The organism is Streptomyces sp. NPDC001890 (assembly GCF_042891445.1).
Taxonomy (GTDB): domain Bacteria; phylum Actinomycetota; class Actinomycetes; order Streptomycetales; family Streptomycetaceae; genus Streptomyces.
The window spans coordinates 78529-99101 of the sequence record NZ_JBIATE010000024.1 but is presented as its reverse complement, the minus strand read 5'-3'; the positions used below and the strand labels follow the sequence as shown (position 1 = coordinate 99101).

At 72.3% G+C, this 20573-nt stretch carries 14 protein-coding genes; 6 read left to right on the top strand and 8 right to left on the bottom strand.

Features of this window, described 5'->3' with window-relative positions; genetic code table 11:
• Positions 1–392: 392 nt before the first annotated feature.
• Both ACFYY1_RS35205 and ptsP read left to right on the top strand, forming a co-directional pair.
• Entirely contained in the window at positions 393–842 is a 450-nt protein-coding gene (locus ACFYY1_RS35205) for a PTS glucose transporter subunit IIA (RefSeq protein ID WP_388592853.1), read from the top strand.
• 76 nt (positions 843–918) lie between these two features.
• A complete protein-coding gene (gene ptsP, locus ACFYY1_RS35200; RefSeq protein ID WP_388592850.1) occupies positions 919–2589 on the top strand; it encodes a phosphoenolpyruvate--protein phosphotransferase in 1671 nt (556 codons plus the stop codon).
• A gap of 64 nt (positions 2590–2653) precedes the next feature.
• Here ptsP and ACFYY1_RS35195 read toward each other — a convergent pair whose 3' ends face one another.
• Together ACFYY1_RS35195 and ACFYY1_RS35190 are read right to left on the bottom strand one after the other, a co-directional pair.
• Positions 2654–3517, bottom strand: coding sequence for a hypothetical protein (locus ACFYY1_RS35195; RefSeq protein ID WP_388592863.1), 864 nt, complete (start codon positions 3515–3517; stop codon positions 2654–2656).
• A gap of 184 nt (positions 3518–3701) precedes the next feature.
• A complete protein-coding gene (locus tag ACFYY1_RS35190; RefSeq protein WP_388592848.1) occupies positions 3702–5678 on the bottom strand; it encodes an acetoacetate--CoA ligase in 1977 nt (658 codons plus the stop codon).
• A gap of 222 nt (positions 5679–5900) precedes the next feature.
• On the opposite strand from ACFYY1_RS35190, the gene ACFYY1_RS35185 reads away from it, so the two are divergent.
• A complete protein-coding gene (locus tag ACFYY1_RS35185; protein ID WP_388592845.1) occupies positions 5901–8264 on the top strand; it encodes a glycoside hydrolase family 31 protein in 2364 nt (787 codons plus the stop codon).
• Between the two features lie 68 nt (positions 8265–8332).
• Here the strand turns inward: ACFYY1_RS35185 and ACFYY1_RS35180 are convergent, their stop codons facing one another.
• Positions 8333–8866: an NUDIX domain-containing protein gene (locus ACFYY1_RS35180; protein ID WP_388592842.1), complete on the bottom strand. Its 534-nt coding sequence runs from the start codon at positions 8864–8866 to the stop codon at positions 8333–8335.
• Between the two features lie 57 nt (positions 8867–8923).
• Between ACFYY1_RS35180 and ACFYY1_RS35175 the strand changes: the two genes are divergently transcribed.
• Both ACFYY1_RS35175 and ACFYY1_RS35170 read left to right on the top strand, forming a co-directional pair.
• Positions 8924–9730 (top strand): M15 family metallopeptidase, encoded by an 807-nt coding sequence (locus ACFYY1_RS35175; RefSeq protein WP_388592840.1) that lies wholly within the window; start codon positions 8924–8926, stop codon positions 9728–9730.
• A 128-nt stretch (positions 9731–9858) separates the two neighbouring features.
• The gene (locus tag ACFYY1_RS35170; RefSeq protein ID WP_388592838.1) at positions 9859–10221 is read left to right on the top strand and encodes an Mpo1-like protein; all 363 of its coding nucleotides are present in this window, start codon (positions 9859–9861) and stop codon (positions 10219–10221) included.
• 115 nt (positions 10222–10336) lie between these two features.
• Here the strand turns inward: ACFYY1_RS35170 and ACFYY1_RS35165 are convergent, their stop codons facing one another.
• Genes ACFYY1_RS35165 through ACFYY1_RS35150 form a run of 4 tightly spaced genes read right to left on the bottom strand, consistent with a single transcriptional unit; the run spans position 10337 to position 14621 of the window.
• Positions 10337–10942, bottom strand: a complete 606-nt coding sequence (locus ACFYY1_RS35165; protein ID WP_388592837.1) for an ATP/GTP-binding protein — start codon at positions 10940–10942, stop codon at positions 10337–10339.
• Positions 10923–11345: a DUF742 domain-containing protein gene (locus ACFYY1_RS35160; protein WP_266735571.1), complete on the bottom strand. Its 423-nt coding sequence runs from the start codon at positions 11343–11345 to the stop codon at positions 10923–10925. Before ACFYY1_RS35160 ends, ACFYY1_RS35165 begins: the two co-directional genes overlap by 20 nt.
• A 7-nt stretch (positions 11346–11352) precedes the next feature.
• On the bottom strand, positions 11353–11796 hold the full coding sequence (locus ACFYY1_RS35155; RefSeq protein ID WP_388592835.1) for a roadblock/LC7 domain-containing protein: 444 nt from the start codon (positions 11794–11796) through the stop codon (positions 11353–11355).
• A complete protein-coding gene (locus ACFYY1_RS35150; RefSeq protein ID WP_388592833.1) occupies positions 11793–14621 on the bottom strand; it encodes a nitrate- and nitrite sensing domain-containing protein in 2829 nt (942 codons plus the stop codon). Before ACFYY1_RS35150 ends, ACFYY1_RS35155 begins: the two co-directional genes overlap by 4 nt.
• Positions 14622–15099: 478 nt before the next feature.
• On the opposite strand from ACFYY1_RS35150, the gene ACFYY1_RS35145 reads away from it, so the two are divergent.
• On the top strand, positions 15100–15570 hold the full coding sequence (locus tag ACFYY1_RS35145) for a hypothetical protein (RefSeq protein ID WP_388592831.1): 471 nt from the start codon (positions 15100–15102) through the stop codon (positions 15568–15570).
• 184 nt (positions 15571–15754) lie between these two features.
• Here the strand turns inward: ACFYY1_RS35145 and ACFYY1_RS35140 are convergent, their stop codons facing one another.
• The gene (locus tag ACFYY1_RS35140) at positions 15755–20569 is read right to left on the bottom strand and encodes a hypothetical protein (protein WP_388592828.1); all 4815 of its coding nucleotides are present in this window, start codon (positions 20567–20569) and stop codon (positions 15755–15757) included.
• Positions 20570–20573 lie beyond the last annotated feature (4 nt).

Below are 20573 nucleotides of genomic sequence, written 5' to 3'. Positions count from 1 at the left end.
TTCGTGTCCGATTCCCGGTCGAAGCGGGATCCTGCTTTTCGCTTTCCAGTTCTTCGCTTTCGCGTTTCCCTTTCCGGCGAGTCCGACTCTATCAGTCCTTTTCGCTTTCCTTGACCAGCTCCTGCAGACATGCAGGTGCCGAGTCCGGTTTAGAGTCAGGGCTTAAAAGTCGCTGCCGACCCCCGACTCGAAGTCGCGTTGGGGCCAGGCAGGAGTACGACAGTACAGGTCGCCGGGGGGCGAGGCAAATCGTTCCCGGTACGTCTCTAAGGCCGTGAATCGCCAGGACTCGGGCGGAACCGGGACTTCTTATGACTTACGCTGCTGAGCAGCACGCCGTCGCCCACAGGCTGTGACGGCGCCGATCAAGCTCCACCCCTGGGAGGCTCCCTATGACCACTGTGACGTCCCCTCTTGCCGGACGTGCCATCGGGCTCGCTGCGGTACCGGACCCGGTCTTCTCCGGCGCGATGGTGGGTCCTGGAACCGCCATCGACCCCGTGCGTGAGCCGTCCGAGGCGGTGTCGCCGGTCGACGGCATCATTGTCTCCCTGCACCCGCACGCCTTCGTCGTCGTCGACGAGAACGGGCACGGGGTGCTCGCGCACCTCGGCATCGACACCGTTCAACTCAACGGCGAAGGGTTCGAGCTGCTCGTGAACAAGGGGGACAGGGTCACGCGCGGCCAGGGCATCGTGCGCTGGGACCCCGCGGCCGTCGAGGCGGCCGGCAAGTCCCCCGTGTGTCCGGTCGTCGCGCTGGAAGCCACCGCCGAATCCCTCTCCGACGTCCGTGAGGACGGGGACGTGAAGGTCGGCGACACCTTGTTCGGTTGGCAGTGACGAACTCGGCTCGATGACGGCCGACTGGATATCCACCGCGGCGGCACGGGCCACCGCACGACCGGAGACGGGTGAAATGGAGACAACGCTGCGAGGCGTCGGTGTGAGCCACGGGGTGGCGATCGGCGAGGTGCGTCATATGGGTACGGCGGTGCTCGAACCGCCGGCCAAGCAGATCCCCGCCGAGGAGGCCGAGCGCGAACAGGGGCGTGCCCGGCAGGCCGTGGAGGCCGTGGCGGCCGACCTGATCGCGCGCGGCAACCTGGCCGGTGGCGAGGCTCAGCACGTTCTTGAGGCCCAGGCCATGATGGCCCAGGACCCCGAGCTGATGGCCGACGTGGAACGGCGTATCGCCGTCGGCAGCACCGCCGAGCGCGGCGTCTACGACGCGTTCGCCGCCTACCGGGCGCTGCTCGCCAACGCCGGGGAGTACCTGGCGGGGCGCGTTGCCGACCTCGACGACGTGCGCAACCGGATCGTGGCCCGGCTGCTCGGTGTGCCGATGCCGGGTGTGCCGGACAGCGACGAGCCCTATGTACTGATCGCGCGGGACCTGGCGCCCGCGGACACGGCGCTGCTCGACCCGGCTCTGGTGCTCGGCTTCGTGACCGAGGAGGGCGGGCCGACCAGCCACAGCGCGATCCTGGCCCGTGCTCTCGGGGTGCCCGCCGTGGTGGCGCTCCCCGGTGCCGGTGAGCTGGCCGAGGGCACGGTCATCGCCGTGGACGGCAGCACCGGTGAGATCTTCGTCGAGCCGAACGCCGAGAAGCGTGCCGAGATGGAGAGTGCCGCAGCGGCGCGCAAGGCCGCGCTGTCGGCTTCGTCCGGTCCGGGTGCGACCTCCGACGGTCACAAGGTCCCGCTGCTCGCCAATGTCGGCGGGCCCGGCGACGTACCGGCGGCGGTCGAGGCCGGTGCGGAGGGCGTGGGACTGTTCCGTACCGAGTTCCTCTTCCTGGACGACAGCAAGCGGGCGCCGTCCGAGGAGAAGCAGGTCGCTGCGTACCGGGCGGTGCTGGAGGCGTTTCCCGAGGGGCGTGTCGTCGTACGGGTGCTGGACGCCGGGGCTGACAAGCCGCTGGACTTCCTGACTCCGGCGGACGAGCCGAACCCGGCGCTGGGTGTGCGCGGGCTGCGGAGTCTGCTGGACCACCCCGACGTGCTGCGTACCCAGCTGACCGCGCTGGCGAAGGCGGCCCAGGGGCTGCCCGTGCACCTTGAGGTCATGGCGCCGATGGTGGCGGACCGTGCGGATGCCAAGGCTTTCGCCGACGCCTGCCGCGAGGCCGGTCTGCGGGCGAAGTTCGGCGCGATGGTGGAGATTCCGTCCGCCGCGCTGCGGGCGCGTTCGATCCTGCGGGAGGTGGAGTTCCTTTCGCTGGGGACCAATGACCTGGCGCAGTACACCTTCGCTGCCGACCGTCAGGTGGGTGCGGTGTCGCGACTGCAGGACCCGTGGCAGCCCGCGCTGCTCGATCTGGTGGCGCTGTCGGCCGAGGCGGCCAGGGCCGAGGGCAGGAGCTGCGGGGTCTGTGGTGAGGCCGCCTCCGACCCGCTGCTGGCCTGTGTGCTGACGGGGCTGGGTGTGACGTCGCTGTCGATGGGCGCCGCGTCCATTCCTTATGTCCGTGCCACGCTGGCGAAGTACACGCTCGCGCAGTGCGAGCGTGCCGCCGCCGCCGCTCGTGCGGCGGACTCCGCCGAGGAGGCGCGGGTCGCGGCTCAGGGTGTGTTGTCGGGCGAGTAGGTCCCGCGGCGTTCTGTGGTGAAGGGGCTCCCCGCCGACGGTGGCGGGGAGCCCCTTCGGTCTGTCAGTGGTGCGATTCCGGTTCGTCCGCGCCGAGGTCGAAGCCGGCGCAGTACTCCACGTGTGATTCCGGGGCGACCGGTTCGCCGGTGTCGGCGTCGGTGCAGTAGGCGCTGAAGACCTCACCGGCGCTGAGCGGGGCCAGATCACCGCTGGTCAGACGCCAGCCGTGCACCCGGTCCTGGGCTCCGGGGCGGCTCGTTCGGAGTACGACTCCCCCGGGCCTTTCGAGGGCGATGCCCACGGCGAGCACCGTGACGAACTCTGCTCCTTCATCGGTTCCGAGCCGGGCGGGCCCGGTGCTGTCCCGTTCGGTGTGCAGGACGGCGAGCAGGTGCTCGTGGTCGGTGGGGGTGCTGCAGACCAGGTGGTGGGTGCCGGGGCCGGCCGTCTCCAGGATGCGGAGCAGCAGGTGCGAGGCCCGGTCGAAAGCGGCGTGGCCGACGTCCTTGCCGCAGTCCGCGCATTCGCCGAGGCCGGCCAGGATCATCGTGGCGTACTCCCAGGTGGCCCGGCGGACGGCCCGGCTGACCAGGAGCGGGATCAGGGTGTCGATGGGTTGTCCGGTGTACGCGACGGTGGCGCCGGCCGCGGCGATCTCGGCGGTGAAGCGGCTGCGGCTGGCCGGGGTGTCGGGGGCGAGTCCCGACTCGGCGCAGTACTCCGCGTACTCCTCCGGGTCGAAGAGGGCGACCGTGGCGTGCATGCCTTGTGCGGAGAGGGACTTCAGCAGGGTTTCGACCTGCTGGAGGTAGGCGGTGTGGTCGTCGAAGGTGAAGGTGCGGTAGCGCCGCATCGCCGCGAAGTCCTGCTCGTCGGCCAGGAGGCCGATGGTGCTGGGTGCTTCGCGGCGCAGCGTGCGTCGCATGGACGCGCCGGAGAGGCGGTACGCGGCTGTCCTGGCGGATCCGCCGCCCACGCCGCTCCTGCTGTTCGCGCTATTGCCGTTGTTTCCGTTGTTTCCGTTGTTCTTGATGTGCGCCATGACTCCCCCAGTGCGCTGTCGATCATTGCTCACTCAGAGTAATCACGGGCACTGACAACGCGGACGGTCAGTGACGCTTGTGGGCGAGGTCCTCGTAGAAGTGGAGGAGCTCCAGGTTGTCGATCGAGCCGGGATTGACCGCCTTTGCCAGGGGGGTGCCCTGCAGGAGGCGTTTGACCGGGACCTCGATGCGCTTGCCGGTGAGGGTGTGCGGGATGGCGGGGACCTCGATGACCTCGTCGGGGACATGGCGCGGGGAGAGGTTCTCCCGGATGGTTCGTTTGATGCTGTCGCGCAACGCGTCGTCGAGCCGGGCGCCTTCGGCGAGGTGGACGAAGAGCGGCATCCAGTAGCCGCCGTCGGGCTCTTCGAGGCCGATGACGAGGGATTCGCGGATCTCGGGAAGCCGTTCGACGGCCTCGTAGATGTCGGCGGAGCCCATCCGTACGCCCTGGCGGTTGAGGGTGGAGTCGGAGCGGCCGTGGATGACGACCGAGCCGTGTCCGGTGATCGTGATCCAGTCTCCGTGGCGCCAGACGCCGGGGTACATGTCGAAGTAGCTGTCGTGGTAACGGCTGCCGTCGGGGTCGTTCCAGAACCGGATGGGCATGGACGGCATGGGTGCGGTGACGACGAGTTCGCCGACCTCGCCGATGAGCGGTTCGCCCGCCGGGTCCCAGGACCGCAGATCCGTGCCGAGGCAGGGGGCCTGGAGTTCGCCGATGTGGACGGGGAGGGTGGGGACCGCGCCGGCGAAGCAGCTGCACACGTCCGTGCCGCCGCTGACGGAGGCGATCCACAGCTCGTCGTCCACCTCGTCGTGGAGCCAGCGGAAGCCGTCGGGCGGGAGCGGGGAGCCGGTGGTGGCGACGCACTGGACCCGGGAGAGGTCGAAGTCGCGGCCCGGGTGGATGCCTGCCTTCCGGCAGGCCATGACATAGGCGGCCGAGGTGCCGAAGAGGGTCGCTCCGGTCTGTTCGGCGACGCGCCACTGGGCGCTGACGTCCGGGTAGCCGGGGCTTCCGTCGTACAGCACGAGGGTGGTTCCGGTGAGGAGGCCGGAGACGAGGAAGTTCCACATCATCCAGCCGGTGGAGGTGTACCAGAAGAAGCGGTCCTCGGGGCCGAGGTCGCAGTGCAGGCCGATCTGCTTGAAGTGTTCCAGCAGGATGCCGCCCTGGGACTGGACGATCGCCTTGGGGAGCCCGGTGGTGCCGGAGGAGTAGAGCACCCAGAGCGGGTGGTCGAAGGGGACCTGTTCGAAGACGGGCTCGGTGTCGGCCTGGGTGAGGGCGGACCATTCGAGGGCGCCTTCGGGGGCCTCGGTGCCCAGCAGCGGAATGTGGACGACGGCGCGCAGGGTGGGCAGTTCGCGGCGCAGCTCGGCGACCGTGTCGGCGCGGTGGTGTTCCTTGCCGCCGTAGCGGTAGCCGTCGACCGCGAAGAGGACGACGGGTTCGACCTGCTGGAAGCGGTCGAGGACGCTGCGCGCGCCGAAGTCCGGGGCGCAGGAGGTCCAGACGGCGCCGACGGCCGCGGTGGCGAGGAAGGCGACGACGGCCTCGGGGATGTTGGGGAGGTAGCCGCTGACGCGGTCGCCTGGGGCGACGCCGAGGGCGCGCAGCTCGGCGGCGAGGGAGCCGACCCGGCGGCGCAGTTCGGACCAGGAGACGGGGATCTGGGTGTGGGTCTCGTCGACGTGGAGCAGGGCGGGGGCGTCCGCGCGCGCGGGGTCCTCGGCGGTGCGCAGCGCGTGCTCGGCGTAGTTGAGGGTGGCGCCGGGGAACCACTGGGCGCCGGGCATGGTGCGGTCGGCCAGGACGGTCTCGTACGGGGTGGAGAAGCGGATGCCGAACCAGTCGGCGACGGCTTTCCAGAACGTGTCGAGTTCGTCGACGGACCACTGGTGCAGCGCCGGGTAGCCGCCCTCGGCCGGTGCTCCGTAGTGCTGGGACGCCCAGCTCTGGAAGCGGGTGACGGCGGCGGCCGCGATGCGGTCGGGGCCGGGCTGCCAGAGGGGGGCTTCGTTGGCTGCTGCGGTCATGGGGCGGCTCCCTGGCTGTACGGGTACGCGGGATGGGCGTGGGTCCGCGCACACGTGCTGGGGTGTGCGCGTGAGGCGGCATTTACGGACGATGCCATGTGATCGTCTTTCGCACCAGGGTTCCCCACCCATGCCCTGGTGTCCGGACATGTGGTCCGGCCACGGGTGAACGGAAGTTGAACGCAGCCCTCACCCGCCTCGCCGGATGGCAGGCTGAGCTGCATGGACGGTCGTGACCTGGTGCGCTCGGTGAAGATGGTCGGTTCGGTGCGGGGACTGCGCGCGGTGCGCTCGTCCTGGCGCCGTCGCAGTGCGGATGCGCGGGCGCTGCCCCGGCGCGGTGCGGAGCGGGCGCGGGTGCCCGGACCGGTGGTGGGGGCGGAGCCGGAGCCGGGCGGGGGTGTGGTGCGGTTCGCCCGTTCGGAGTTGCGGGTGCGGGTGGCGGTGGGCGGTGCGGTGTTCTGGGGCTGGGACGGGGCGGAGCCGGCGCCGTCGTACGCGCTGCCCGGTGCGGTGCCCGAGCCGGATCCGCGGGCCGAGCTGGAGCCGGACAAGGACGGCGGCTGGCAGGTGGTGTCGGAGCGGCTGACCGTCGCGGTGTCGCGGCACGGGGCCGTGGAGCTGCGTACTCCGGGCGGGGTGGTGCTCCGGCGCGAGTTGCCGCCGCGCTGGTGGGAGCCGGTGGCGGGGGGCGGTGCCCGGTGGGTGCAGCGTTCCGAGGTTCCGGCGGACGCGCGGTTCTTCGGGCTGGGGGGCCGGGCGTCGGGGCCGCGGCTGCGGGACGGTGTGTACGGGTTGTGGAACACCGATCCGGGTGGGCGGTTCGGGCCCGGGGACGATCCGCTGTACCTGACGATGCCGGTGCAGCTCGTGGTCTGTGACGCGGGGACGCATCTGGTGTTCCACGACAACACCTGGTCGGGGCGGGTGACTCTGCGGGAGGGCGAGGAGGGGGCGGGTTCTGGCCATGACCGGCCCGGGGCGTGCGAGGTGCGGATGGACGGCGGGCCGTTGCGCTGCTGGGTGGTGGCGGGTACGCCGTCCCGGGTGCTGCAGGGCTGGACGGCTCTCACGGGTGCGCCGGCGGTGCCGCCGTCCTGGGCCCTGGGTCCGCAGCACGCCCGGTGGGGGTTCGGGAGCGAGCGGGAGGTGCGGCGGGTCGTCGCCGGGTACCGGGAGCGGGGGCTGCCGCTGTCCGTCCTGCATCTGGACATCGACCACTACGACGCGCACCGGGTGTTCACCGTCGATCAGGGGCGCTTCCCCGATCTGCCGGGCCTGGCGAAGGAGTTGCGGGAGGACGGCGTGCGCCTGGTGTCGATCGTCGATCCCGCGGTGAAGGCGGAGCCGGGGAACGCGGTGTTCGACGCAGGGGTCGCGGTCGGGGACCGCGGGGCGTACGTCCGGGACGCGCGGGGGCGGGTGGTGCGCGGGGAGGTGTGGCCGGGCGAGTGCGTGTTCCCGGACTTCACCGATCCGCGGGTGCGGGAGTGGTGGGGCGGTCTGTACGAGGAGCGGCTGGCGCAGGGGTTCTCGGGCGTGTGGCACGACATGAACGAGCCGGTGTCGTTCGCCGCGTTCGGGGATCCGTCGCTGCCGAGGTCGGCGCGGCATTCGCTGGAGGGCCGCGGAGGTGATCACCGTGAGGCCCACAACGTCTACGCGCTGGCGATGGCGCGTGCCGGCTACGAAGGGCTGTGCCGGCTGCGGCCCGAGGAGCGCCCCTTCCTGTTCTCGCGTTCCGGCTGGGCGGGGATGCAGCGTTACGGGGGCACCTGGTCCGGTGATGTGGCGACCGGCTGGCCGGGACTGCGGGCCTCGTTGGCGCTGGTCCTGGGGCTGGGGCTGTGCGGGGTGCCGTATTCGGGGCCCGATGTGGGCGGGTTCGACGGGGCGCCGTCGCCGGAGCTGTATCTGCGGTGGTTCCAACTGGGTGCGTATCTGCCGTTGTTCCGTACCCATGCGGCCATCGACGCGGGACGGCGGGAGCCGTGGGAGTTCGGGCCCGGGGTGCTGGAGCACGCGCGGGCGGCGCTGGAGGAGCGGGAGCGGCTGCACCCGTACTTCGTGACGCTGTCCCGGCTCGCCGGGCTGACCGGCGCGCCGTACGTGCGGCCGCTGTGGTGGCGTTCGCCCGGGGACCGGGCGCTGCGGGAGTGCGAGGACGCGTTCCTGCTGGGTGACGCGCTGCTGGTGGCTCCGGTGCTGGAGCGCGGCGCCGATCGCCGGGCGGTGCGGTTGCCGCGGGGGCGCTGGTACGACACGGCGACCGGTGAGGTGTACGAGGGGCCGGGGCAGGTGCTGCTCGATGCGCCGCTGTCGCGGGTGCCGGTGTTGGCGCGGGCGGGTTCGGTGCTGCCGGTGCGGGGCGCGGACGGCGGTGTGGAGCTGGAGGTGTGGGCTCCGTCGGCGGGGCGCGGCGGGAGTGGGCTGGTGGTCCGGGACGCGGGGGACGGCTGGGAGCGGGCGGAGGTCGAGCGGTACACGTCGCGGTGGGTGGACGGGCGGGTCGTGGTCGAACGGGAGGGTCGAGAGGGTGGTGAGGAGGGAGCGGTGGGCTGTCCGGTGCGGGTGCGTGGGCTGTAGGCCGGGTCGTGGTGTGCGTGTGCGGGCTGTGGGCCGGGGCGCGGTGTGCGGTGGAGCCGTTGTGACGGTCAGCGGTAGCCGCCGTCGAACCAGGTGCGGACGGCGCGGGTGTGCAGGGGGAAGGCCAGCTCGGCGGGTGCGCGCAGCAGCCGGAAGCCGGACGTCTCGTCGGTGGGCCGGGAGGGCGGGAGCGCGGTCGCGGGGCGTTCCGGGAGGAGACCGAAGAGGAGGAGGTGGCCGTCGGGGGCACTGAGGGCGTCGGCGAGGCGGACCTCCCGTTCGTCGGCCGCGATGCCGGTCTCCTCACGAAGTTCCCGTACGACCGCGTGTTTCCAGTCCTCGTCGTGGTCGATGTAGCCGCCGGGCAGGGCGAGGCCGCCCGGGTGGGGCGGGATGGTGCGGGTGATCACGACGAGGCCGGTGGTGTCCTGGTCGGTGACGGGGAGGAGGGCGACGGCGACCGGCAGTGGGTTGCGGTAGGCGGTGCTGCCGCAGGCGGTGCAGGTGCGGGGCCAGGCGGCGGATGCGGCCCAGGGTGCTCCGCAGTTGCCGCAGTGGGAGTCCTTGGCCGGTTGCTGGGGGTTGCTCCTGGGTACGGACACGCGCGGACTGTACCGGATCCTGCGGCGGACTCCCCCGTACTACTGAATTATGTGCTCATGACACCTCTCGCTTCCGCTTTCCGTGTCCTGGCGACAGCTGCCGCCGCCCTGCTCGCCGTCACCGCGGCCGCTCCCACGGCTCGGGCGAGGCCCGAGCCGAAGGCGCCGGAGGAGTTCGTCGCGCTGAGCTCGGTGGATCCGACGATCATCCAGGAGATGCGCTACCCCACCGCCCACAACTTCATGGGCGTCCCGGTGGACGGCTACCGCAACCCGCTCTGCATCCTGACCCGGCCCGCGGCCGGCGCCCTGCACGACGCGCAGACCCGGCTGCTGCGCCGGGGCTACTCGCTGAAGGTGTACGACTGCTACCGGCCGCAGCGGGCGGTCGACCACTTCGTACGGTGGGCGAAGGACCTCGACGACGAGACCATGAAGGACGAGTTCTACCCCAGGGTCGACAAGACGCGGCTGTTCGCGGACGGCTACATCGCGGAGAAGTCCGGGCACAGCCGCGGCAGCACGGTGGATCTGACGCTGGTGAAGCTGCCCGCGGCGCCGACCCCGCCGTACCGGCCGGGTGACCCGCAGGTGCCCTGCTACGCGCCCGCGGCCGAGCGGTTCCCGGACAACTCCGTGGACATGGGCACCGGTTACGACTGCTTCGACACGCTCTCCCACACCGACGATCCGCGCATCCAGGGAGCACAGCGCGCCAACCGGCAGTTCCTGAAGAAGACGCTCACGGACGCCGGTTTCGTGAACCTGGCCGAGGAATGGTGGCACTACACCTTCAAGCCCGAGCTGTTCCCGGACACCTATTTCGACTTCCCGGTGGCCTGGCGGTCCGTCGCGGGGCACTGACGCGTCCGCGCGGAAGCGGGCGGCCGGGGCCACCCCCGTGGGTCCCGGCCGCCCGCTCCTTCCTCTTCGACGCGGATCGGCCGTATCCGGTTGCGCTCGAAGCGGCCTTCAGCAACTACCGTGCCCGTATGTCACAGCAGACGTTCGATTCGTACGAGGAGTTCTGGCCCTACTACGTGGCGATGCACTCCAGGGCCGCGACCCGGTGGGTCCATCTGACCGGCACCCTGACCGGGCTCGCGGTCACCGCCTACGGTCTGGCACGGGGTCGCAAGCGGTACCTGGCCGCGCTGCCGCTGATCGGATACGGGACCGCCTGGCCCGCGCATTTCCTGATCGAGAAGAACAATCCGGCCACCTTCGGGCATCCCGCCTGGTCGCTCCGCGGCGACGTGCAGATGATCCGGATGATGCTGGCGGGGCGCGACGGGGAGCTGGCGGCGATCGCTGCCGAGTGGCTCGCCGACAACGGGTGCTGCAAGGAGTGTTGACGGCCGGTCACCGCGGGAGAAAACTCTTCGACCGGTGACGTGATGACGCGCGGCCCGTACCCCGGTCGGCGGGGGTACGGGCCGTGCCCGTCACCGTGCGGGCGCTGAACGGGCGTCAGGGGACGGCGGGTTCACGGACGCGTTCCGCACGCTCCACGGCATGCTCCACGACGCCCACCAGTACGTCCCGTACGGAGCCGCGGTCGCGGGCGTCGCACATGACCACCTGCACCTCCGGGTCCAGGTCCAGTGCCGCCTGCACCGTCTCGACGGGGAACGTCTCGGCCCCCTCGAAGCAGTTGACGGCGACGGTGAACGGAATGGCCCGGCGTTCGAAGTAGTCGACCGCCGCGAAGCAGTCCTCCAGCCGACGGGTGTCCGCGAGCACGACGGCCCCGAGCGCGCCCTGGGCCAGCTCGTCCCACAGGAACCAGAACCGGTCCTGTCCCGGGGTACCGAAGAGGTACAGCACCAGGTCCTCGCGCAGCGTGATCCGGCCGAAGTCCATGGCCACCGTGGTGGTGGTCTTGGTCTCCACGCCCGCCACGTCGTCCACCGGCCGGCCGGCCTCGCTGAGCCTCTCCTCCGTACGCAGCGGCCTGATCTCGCTGACCGCCCCCACCAGGGTCGTCTTTCCTGCTCCGAAGCCGCCCGCCACCAGGATTTTCAGGGTAACGGGCTCAACGGGCCGCTTCTTGCGGCTAGAGCGCCCGAAGGCCATTGATCACCTCGCGAAGAATGTTCACGTCCGGCAGCTCGGCCGGCGGAACGGGACGGGTCACGTGCACCAGCTCGTCCTCGACGAGGTCGCCGACCAGCACCCGGACCACCCCCACGGGGAGGTCCAGGCCGGCCGCGAGCTCCGCGATCGACTGGGGCATGCCACTGCAGAGTTCGACGATCTCCACGTGCTCCGGGGAGAGCGTCTGGTCCCGGCCGGGGTCGTCGGCCTCGGGTTCGGGTACGACGATCGCGATCAGGTCGAGCCGATGGCGGGAGGCGCTGCTGGTTCGGCCCCGGGTCATCGCGTACGGACGGACCACCGGTCCCGCCTCGGCGTCGTACCAGCGCGAGGCCCGCGGGTCGGCGGGCGTCGCCGGAGATTGGGTGGAGTCAGCGCTCACCGTCCACTCACCCCCCGGCGGACAGACCGGTCGTCCGGGGAGCGTTGGCCAGGTGGGCGCCGACGCGCTTGACCATCAGCGTCATCTCGTAGGCGACCTGGCCGACGTCCGAGTCGGCGTCGGCCAGCACGGCGAGGCAACTGCCGTCACCGGCCGCCGTGACGAAGAGGAACGCCTCGTCGAGTTCGACGACGGTCTGGCGGACCCGGCCCGCTTCGAAGTGCCGTCCGACACCCTTGGCGAGACTGTGGAATCCGGAGGCGACGGCCGCGAGATGTTCGCTGTCCTCCCGGGTCAGGTCCTTCGACGTGCCGGTGGCGAGGCCGTCGCTGGAGAGCACCAGCGCCTTGTGGATGCTCGCGACGCGTTCGACGAGTTCGTCGAGGAGCCAGTTGAGCTGGCCGGAGCCCTGCCGTGCGGCGTTGGTTGTTGCGACGTTCGGTGCGGTCATCGACCGTCCCCTCCCGGAGTGGTTCCTCGTGCTGTTTCACCGGGGCCGGTCACGTCCTCGGCGTTCTGCCGACGGCCGCGCTGCCAGCCGCGTTGGAGCGAAGCCATCCGGCTGCGCACCTCTTCCGCATCACGTTCGAAGTCCTGGTCCGGTTCCGTCCGGGCCGGTTCGGGATCGCGGATCGCCGATTCCTCGCGCAGTTGCGGGACGAGACTGGCCTGCCGGATGCGGCGGGGCAGGCCGCCCACGGTCTCCCGGGTTCTCGGGGTGCCGGGCGACGCGGGCTCCTCGGGTGCGGCAGGTCCGGTCGGTTTCCGGAAGCCGGTGGGCTGCCGGGGTTCGAGGGGCGTGAAGCCGGCGCCGGGGCCCTCGGCTTCGGCGGGGCCCGTCGGGACGTCCCGTTCGGCGGCCGCGGGGTGGGCGCGGCCCGCCTCGTCGACCCGGCGGCCGTTGTCGGCGACCAGGGTCGGCGGCTTGCGGCGGGGCAGCGGCGCCGGACCGCCGGGGCGCATCGGCCGTACGCCGGCCTGCGGCTCCGGCTCCTGGTCCGTGGCCTGCTGGTGCTGTTCGCGGTCGGCGTCGCGCCGCAGGTCGCGGGAGCGGAAGATGCCGCCGCGCTCGCTCTCGGTGTCGTCGAGGTCGGAGGCGCCGCCCAGCAGGGGTTCGAGCAGCGGGTCGAGCACGGGGTCGCTGTCGAAGCCCAGTGTTCCGACGGGGCCTTCGAGCTCGACGGGCCCGTCCAGGAGGGCCGGGTCGACCAGGCCGGTCGGAACGGGGGCGAGGCCGGAGGGCCTGCCGGTGGCCCGGCGGTCCGGTGCGCCGTCCCCGCGGGTCCGGCCGCTGCCGGACGCGTCATCGCCGGTCCGGCCACCGCTGCCGATCGCCCGCTCGGCCCGGCGGTCGAGGCGGAAGCCGGTGCCGTGCGTCTCCGGGGCATCGGTGAGCAGCGCCGCCGGGATGAAGACGACGGCGGTCGTGCCACCGTACGGAGAGGTCTGCAGCGAGACGCGGACGTTCTGGCGCTGGGCGAGACGGCTGACCACGAACAGGCCGAGCCGGTCGGTGTCGGACAGTTCGAACTCGGGGGTCTCGGCGAGCCTGAGGTTGGCGTCCAGGAGGATGTCGGGGGCCATGCCGAGGCCGCGGTCGTGGATTTCGAGCGTGAAGCCGTTGGCCACGCGTTCGCCGAGCACCTGGACCGCGGTGTGCGGGGGCGAGAACACGGTCGCGTTCTCCAGGAGTTCGGCGATCAGGTGGGTGAGGTCGGCGACGGCGGGGCCGCCCACCCCGATCCGGGCCAGGCGGCGGACCTCGATCCGTTCGTAGTCCTCGACCTCGGCGACCGCGGCCCGCACCACGTCCATCAGCTGGATCGGCTTGCGCCACTGGCGGGACGGGGCCGCGCCGGAGAGGATCACCAGGCCCTCGGCGTGGCGTCGCATGCGGGTGGTCAGGTGGTCGAGGCGGAAGAGGTCCGCGAGTTCGTCGGTGTTCTCGGTGCGGCGCTCCATGGCGTCCAGGAGCGTCAGCTGCCGGTGCAGCAGGACCTGGTTGCGGCGGGCGAGGTTGACGAAGACCTCGGAGACGCCGCGCCGCATGTCCGCCTGCTTCACCGCGGCCTCGACGGCCGCCCGTTGCAGGGTGTTGAGGGCCTGGCCGACCTGGCCGATCTCGTCCCGCTCGTACTGAAGGTGCGGGGCTTCGGTCTCGACGTCGACCTGTTCCCCGGCGGCGAGCCTGCGCATCACGCTCGGCAGCCGTACGCCGGAGACCTCATGGGCGTCCTTGCGGAGCCGGGAGAGGTCCCGGATCAGTTCACGGCCGATGCGTACGGAGACGAAAACCGAGGCGATCAGGGCAAGGAACCCGAGGACGCCCGCGATACCGGCCTTGATCAGGACGCCGTAGCCGGCGGGCTTGCCGCGGTCCTGGAAGCGGTTGTTCATCTCCGTGGAGTCGTTGGCCAGCCGGTCCAGGACCGGCGGGGCAGCCTCCTGCCAGCGCTCGGCGTCGACGGCGCGCGGGTCCTGGGTGGGACCGCCCTCGATGAGGGTCTTCTCCGCCGTCCGCAGCGGCTCGCTGTCCGGGCTCGCCCAGTACCGCTCCACGCGTTGGCGCTCCGCGGCAGGAAGCGCGTCGACGTTGATCTCGTAGAGCAGCTCGCGGTTTGCCACGAGGTCGGATATCTGGCGCAGTTCGGTCGCGGTGAGGCGTCCGGCGATGAGCGACGAGGCGACCAGTGCGTCTTCGCGGGAGAGCATTTCGCGGGCTCGTGAGATGCCGACCAGTGCGCGGACCTGCTTGTCCATCGATACGTTCTCCATCGTGCGGAGACCGGTGAGGAAGCGATAGCAGGGATCTATGAGCCGGTTGTAGAACTCCATCGCCTTGGAGCGGTCGATGGTGCGCCGGTCGACCGAATCACGCAGCGCACCGAGTCCTTCGACCGTGCCGAGGATCGAATTCAGCTGGGTGTCGTCGTCGGAGCTCAGCGCGTCGCGGATGTCCTGCTGCCGGGCGCCGTCCTTGACGCCGTTCAGGACGCGGTCGGTGGCCGCTCGTTGGCGTTGCAGGAGCGGAAGGGCGTTGGAGGCCCTGGGGTCGGCGAGGAAGACGAGGGTCTGGCGGCGTTCGCTCTGAATGGCCCGGACGGTGTCCTCCAGCGGATGACCGACCTTCTCGACCACGGTGCCGGCGCTCAGCAGGCGCCCGGCCTCCCGCCCCGTCAGAAAGGTGGCGAATCCCCAGAGCGCGACGAGGGAGATGAGCGGCACCAGCAGCAACGCCACGATCTTCCTGCGGATGGACTTTCCGCGAAAGCGCATGGACTCCCCCAGCTCGACCCCGCGGGGCGGGGGTCGTGTTCCGTCAATAAACGGCGCGAGCCTACTACTGACGGAGTAGCAACTCGAAGAGACATCCGGACGATTTTCGGCCGTGCTGTCCAGTGTTGGTCATGGGTTGTCCTGGTATTCCGTGCGATGAAATTCGCGAAAGCGGCAGAAGAGACCCGCCAGGTCTTCTTCCTGTCCGTCGGGGCAGTTGGCTGGAATCCTTCGCTTCACGCCGGTTCGGGGGAATCTTCACGGCCGTTCACTCGTCTCTCTGTACGGGGCAGGGGTAACACGGGGAGAGCCGGGGCCGGTCAGGCGGGATCATGGTCCGGGGGCGCCATGCGCGTTCCCTCGGGCGGACAGTACGGGGCAGGGGTTCGCGAGGCAGGACGGTCCGATCCGCCCGCGTAGAAGCGGCGCATGCCGGGCAGCAACCCTGAAGTCGGACATTGGTGGGGAGTTGAGAGCCTTGAAGACGGAACAACGTCGGGGCGCGGTGTCGTCGGCACCGGCCGCGACGGAGAACTCGGCGGCGGGCGGGGCGAAGATCCCGCGCCAGCAGCTGTGGGTGGAAGAACCCGCGGGCCGGCGGCGGATGCCGGACCCGGTCCGCAGGTCCGCCGTGCGTGCCGTTCTCATCATGTCGCTGACGATCATCCAGGCCATGGTGGCGTTCCTGTGCACGCTGACCGCGTCCTGGCTGGCCTTTCCGATGGTGCTGAGCAGTGTGGGCAGCACCATCGTCGCGACCTGGTCGGTGCTGGACGTGTGGGTGACCAGGCAGGTCTGGAATCAGCGCAACGGCGTGGTCTCGGTGCCGAGCAGTTCGGCGCGGCAGCTGCGCCGTGAGCGTCGCAGAGCGCGGCGGGCGGCGCGGGCCGCGCAGCGGGACGACGCGCGGATACGCCGCCGGGGTGCGGAAAGCCTCTCCCGGGCCTGAGCGCCGCCGGGGCGCGGGCCCCCTCTCGGGGCGCGGGATTGCTCGGCCTCAGGTCCGAGCGCCCCGGGGCGCGGGATTGCTCGGGTTGTCGGCCCGTCCCGCTTCTCCTCCTCCTGTCCGTTCCCGTCCGTTCCTGTCCCTGCGGAACGCCCCCGTGCGTTCCGCAGGGTCCCGTCCCCCGCCCCTACTCGTCGGCGGAATCGGGAGCGGGAGCGGGAACCGGGGCGGTCTCGGGAGATGTGGTGGAGCGCTTGAACATCCGCGTGGCGGTGATCTCTCCGTGCACCGTTTCCCCGTTCGGGTCCTGCTGCGGCAGTCCGGGGCGCAGGTGCTCCTCCACGCTGATGTACTTCAGCCCGGCGCGCAGGTCCGCGTCGTTGCGCAGCCGGATGACCAGGGGGAATTCGGCGAGCGCCGTGGTGTCGAACAGCCCGGTCGTGTAGAGGAGTTGTACGCCCAGGGCATCCGACACCGCGCGCTGGAGCTCCAGCAGATAGGTGGCGTTGGCACGGCCGATGGGGTTGTCCAGGAAGAGCGTGCCCGCGTGCCGGTGCTGGTGGCGGTCACGGCCCCGGTCGTTGCTGCGCAGCGCGGCCATCGTGCAGTACAGGGCGATGGCGGCGGTGAGGAGCTGGCCGCCGGAGAAGACGTCGCCCATCTGCCCGACCGGGACGCGCTCGGCGCGCAGCACCGCGTCCGGCTTGAGGATCTCCACGGCGATGCCCTTGGGCTCCAGTGCCGCCTGCACCCCGCGCAGCAGCAGGGACATGCCGTCCCTGCGCAGGTCGGAGTTCTTCTTCAGCGCGGCGCGGGTCGCCTCGTCGACGACCTCGCCGAGCCGCTCGGTGAGTGTGGCCTGGTCGGGTTCCTCGAAGCGGATGCGGAGGAATTCCTGGCCCGACCACTCCCCCAGTCCCTCCGGCAGCCGGGAGAGCCGCTGGGCGGAGCGCAGGGTGGTGAGCGCGGACTCCACGAGGCCACGGAGCCGGTCGACGATGGAGTCGCGGTTGCGCTCCAGCTGGGCCAGCTCGTCGGTGAGCACCCGGAGCCGGGGCGCGAAGGCGGCGGCCCACTTCTCGGCGTGCTCGGGCAGCGCCGCGGCCGGCAGCTCGCGGATCTGCTGACGGGCGGGGGTGCGGACCTGTTCGTACCGCGTGGAGTTGGCGTGCCGTACGAGGACGTCGCTCGCTTCTCGTACGGCGCTCTCGGCGGCGGACAGGTCGGTGGCACAGCCGCGCAGTGAGCGGCGGGCCTCGGCGGCGGACTGCCGGGCCTCTTCGAGGCTGCCCGGATAGGGCTCGGGGGCCTCGGTGTCGTCGTCGGCGCCGTGGTCCCGGAGCAGGTCGCGCAGGAGCGCCGCCGTCTCGTCGAAGCCGCCTGCCGAGTCCTCGGCGGTGCGGTGGGCGTGGAGCAGCTCGGCGTGGGCGGCTCGGGCGGTGTCCAGGGTCGCGGTGGCGGCGGCCAGTTCGGCCGTGGCGGTGCGCAGGAGGGTCTGGGCCCGGTCGGCGTCGGCGGGGACCAGCTCGTCGGGGAGTTCGGTGTGGTGGGACTCGCCGTCGGCCGGGGCCAGGCGCTCGGCCTCGCCACGGAGCCGGCCCAGCTGCTCGCTCGCCGTGGAGGCCCTGGTCTCCAGGAGCTGGACCAGGGACTCGGCACGGGCGGCGGCCGCCTGCCGGGAGGGGCCGTCCGCGCCGTCGGTGCCTTCGAGGAGTTGGGCGGCGCGGGTGCGGACCTTGTTGGTGAGCCGGTCCAGTTCGGCGAGGGCCGCGCTCTCGTCGCTCTCCGCGCGGGCCTGTTCGGCGCGCAGATCGGCGCCGACACCGACCTTCTCGTACAGCTGGGACGCCGCCCGGTACGCCTCGCGCAGCGCGGGGAGCGCGGGGCGCGGGCCGTCGTCCGCGGACTCCGGGAGATGCTCGGGGGCGCCCGCGATTTCCGCCCGTTCAGCACGCAGGGCGCGGGCGGTGCGGCGGGCGTCGTCGGCGGCGCGCTGGGCGGCCCGGCGGTCCTCGTCGGCGGCGCGGGCCCGCTCCAGACAGACGGTGGCCCGCGCTTCGGACTCGGCCGCCTCGTCGACGAGTTCGCGGAGCTTCACCTGCCAGCCCGCGCGTTCACGGAGCCGGTACGCGAGGCCCGCGAGGGCGTCGGCGGCGCGGCGGGCCCGCTGGGCGGCCTCCTGGCGCTCCTCACGGACGCGGGCGGTGTCCGCGGCGGCTTCGTCCGCCTCGGCGCGCACCGTACGGGCCTCGGCCAGCTCGGCCTCGGCGGTCCGGGCGGCCGTGCGGGCGGTGTCGGCGGCCTCGGCGAGTTCGGCGAGCATGCCGGGCGGGCAGTCGGCCCGCCAGGAGCCGATGCGGGCGGCGAGGGAACGGTCGGCGGTGAGGCGGGCCGCGAGAGTACGGATGTCCTCGTCACGGGCGGCGGCCCGGCTCCTGAGTGCCTGGCGCTCCTCGTCGGCCGCGTGCTCGTCGTGCATCGCCGGGTTCGGCGGGACGAGGAAGACCCCCTCCGTGCTCGCCGCCGACCCCGTGCCGGCGGCCGGGACGGGGGCGAGCAGCGCGGCGGCGGTGCCGACGGCGACCGCGGAGCGCGGCAGCAGCGCGGCGCCGCTGAGGACCTCGCGGGCGCGGGCGTGCGAGTCGGGGTCGGTGATGACCACGCCGTCGACGAGTTCGGGGCGGGCGGCGAGGACGGCCGCGTGGTCGGCGGGGTCGACTGCCTGGGCGAGGTAGCGCCAGCCGGGCAGCGCGGGGATGCCGTGCTCCCCGAGGTACTCCACGGTGGCCAGGACGTCGGGGCCGGGCGGCAGCAGTCCGCCGTCGCCGAGTGCGCCGAGGATGCGGGAGTCGTCGGCGGCCGCGGTGCGCAGTTCGAAGAGGCGGCGCTCGGCGGAGGTGATGGACTGGTCGAGCAGTTCGCGCAGTTCGTCGGCGCTGCGGTCGAATTCCTGGGCGGTGAGCGGCTGTTCGGGGGCGGTGGCCGGTTCGGCCGTGGCGGTGTGCGGGCCGTGGGCCACCTGGGCGGGCTGGGCGGCGTGGCCGGGGTGAGCCGCTTCCCCGGTGGTCCGGCGGCCGACGGCGTCCGTGCCGTGCGGGGCGTCCGCATCCGTTCCGGCCGCGCCCCGGCGGGGCCTGGGCACGCCGTTGCCGTGGGCGGCGGGCAGGCCCAGCAGGTCGGCGAGGCGGTGGTCGGCGGCGATCGACTCGGCGGCCCTGAGCTCGGCCTCGTAGGACTGTTCCGCGGCATCGGCGGCATCGGCGGCGCGCGCCGCCGCGAGTTCGGCGCGGCTCTCGGCGGCCGCGGCCTGCCTGGCCACGTCGGCCGCCGAGCGGGCGGCCTCCCTGGCGGTGTCCCACGCGGCGACGGCGGAGGTCTCGGCGTCGCTGGCGGCGAGGGCGGCGCGGGCCGGGTCGGCGTCGGGCGCGGTGTCGTCGAGCCAGCCGGCCCGTACCGCCTGTGCGGTCTCCTGCTCGACCTCGGCGAGGCGCTGGCGCAGGTGTCCGGCCTCGCTGCGGGCGCGCTGGGCCTCGGTGGCGGCGGTGGTGGCGTCCCGGTGAGCGGTCTCGCCGGCGCTCTGGAGGGTGCCGGAGCGCTCCTCCTCCTCGTTGGCGACGGTTTCGCCGGCCTCGGCGGCGGTGTGCAGCGCCTGCACGAGGTCGGCGGCGGCCTTGGCGCGGGCGGCGAGCGCGGGCGCGGCGTCCCGCTCGGCCTCGCGGATGGCGACGGCCACCCGTGCGGAGCGGTCGGCGGCGGCGCGGTGGCGCAGAACGGCCTCGGCGGCCTGCCAGGCGGAGTGCAGGGTGCGGGCGTCGACCAGCTCGCGGCGCTGGGCGGCGGCGCCCTTCTCCGCCGCGGTCAGGGCCAGGGAGGCGTGCCGGTAGGCCAGTTCGGCGGCGATCAGGGCGCTGCGGCCGCGCGCCTGCTCGGCCGTGGTGACGGTGTGCGCGGCGCCCGTCACCTGCTGGGCCAGCTCGGCGGTACGGCCACGCTCCTCCCGGGCGCGGGCGGAGAGCCTGCGGGCGAGCGTACGGGTGCGGCGTTCGGCGCCCGCGTGGATGTCCCGGGCGCGGGAACGGGTGCCGGTGGCCTCCACGATCCGGCCGAGCAGGTCGACCGAGCCCGCGGTGAAGTCGCGTTCGGCGGTCAGTTCGGCGCGGCGGCCCAGCTTGTTGCCGAAGCCGCTCACCAGGTCGGCGAGGCCGTCGGTGTCCCGGGTGTCGGTGACGGCGCGGAGCAGCAGGTCGGTGAAGTCGGAGTCCTTCTTGACCGCGAAGAGCCCCGCCGCCTCGCCCTCGTCGGCGTTCATCTCGCGCTGGTAGCGGAAGAGTTCGGGGTCGAGTCCGAGGTCTCCGAGGTGTTCGTTCCAGCGGTCGTGGATCTCTTCCCAGTGCACGTCGAGGTGCTGGTAGAACTTGCCCGCCTCGGTCAGGGCGTCGCGGAAGCCCTTCATCGTGCGCCGTCGGCCCTGCGCGCCGGAGGCGCCTTCGGCGGGCCGGCGTACGGAGGTGGCCTCGGCGACCGGCAGGGAGTCCAGGCTGAGGCCGGGTCCGGGCCGGAAGGAGTACCAGGCCTCGGCGAACTTCCGGGGGTCGTTGGAGACCTGCCGGCCGCGCCATTCGCTGACCTTGCCGACGACCACGCACTCGCCGGTGAGGGTGTGCTGCCACTCCAGGGCGACATGTCCGCAGTCGTCGGCGAGCAGGAACTTGCGCAGCACTCCGGAGCTGGCGCCGCCGAGGGTGTTGCGGTGGCCGGGCAGCATCACCGAGAAGATCAGCTTCAGCAGTACCGACTTGCCGCCGCCGTTCTCCAGGAAGAGCACCCCGGCGGGGGCGGGGCGGCGCGGCGGGCCGACCGGCTCCTCCTCGAAGAACTCCGCCTGGGCCGGCGCGGGGTTGGGCACGGGCTCGCCCACTCCACGCAGGTCAAGCACGGTGTCGGCGTAGCGCGCACCGGCAGGCCCGATGGAGTAGAGGCGGACCCGGGACAGCTCGTACATGGCG

Bases quoted from the DNA above. Each gene is read 5' to 3' on its own strand.
- ACFYY1_RS35175 (WP_388592840.1), top strand. From the start codon at position 8,924: ATGACACCTCTCGCTTCCGCTTTCCGTGTCCTGGCGACAGCTGCCGCC.
- ACFYY1_RS35205 (WP_388592853.1), top strand. From the start codon at position 393: ATGACCACTGTGACGTCCCCTCTTGCCGGACGTGCCATCGGGCTCGCT.
- ACFYY1_RS35190 (WP_388592848.1), bottom strand. From the start codon at position 5,678: ATGACCGCAGCAGCCAACGAAGCCCCCCTCTGGCAGCCCGGCCCCGAC.
- ACFYY1_RS35195 (WP_388592863.1), bottom strand. From the start codon at position 3,517: ATGCGACGCACGCTGCGCCGCGAAGCACCCAGCACCATCGGCCTCCTG.
- ACFYY1_RS35165 (WP_388592837.1), bottom strand. From the start codon at position 10,942: ATGGCCTTCGGGCGCTCTAGCCGCAAGAAGCGGCCCGTTGAGCCCGTT.
- ACFYY1_RS35150 (WP_388592833.1), bottom strand. From the start codon at position 14,621: ATGCGCTTTCGCGGAAAGTCCATCCGCAGGAAGATCGTGGCGTTGCTG.
- ACFYY1_RS35155 (WP_388592835.1), bottom strand. From the start codon at position 11,796: ATGACCGCACCGAACGTCGCAACAACCAACGCCGCACGGCAGGGCTCC.
- ACFYY1_RS35170 (WP_388592838.1), top strand. From the start codon at position 9,859: ATGTCACAGCAGACGTTCGATTCGTACGAGGAGTTCTGGCCCTACTAC.
- ACFYY1_RS35185 (WP_388592845.1), top strand. From the start codon at position 5,901: ATGGACGGTCGTGACCTGGTGCGCTCGGTGAAGATGGTCGGTTCGGTG.
- ptsP (WP_388592850.1), top strand. From the start codon at position 919: ATGGAGACAACGCTGCGAGGCGTCGGTGTGAGCCACGGGGTGGCGATC.
- ACFYY1_RS35140 (WP_388592828.1), bottom strand. From the start codon at position 20,569: ATGTACGAGCTGTCCCGGGTCCGCCTCTACTCCATCGGGCCTGCCGGT.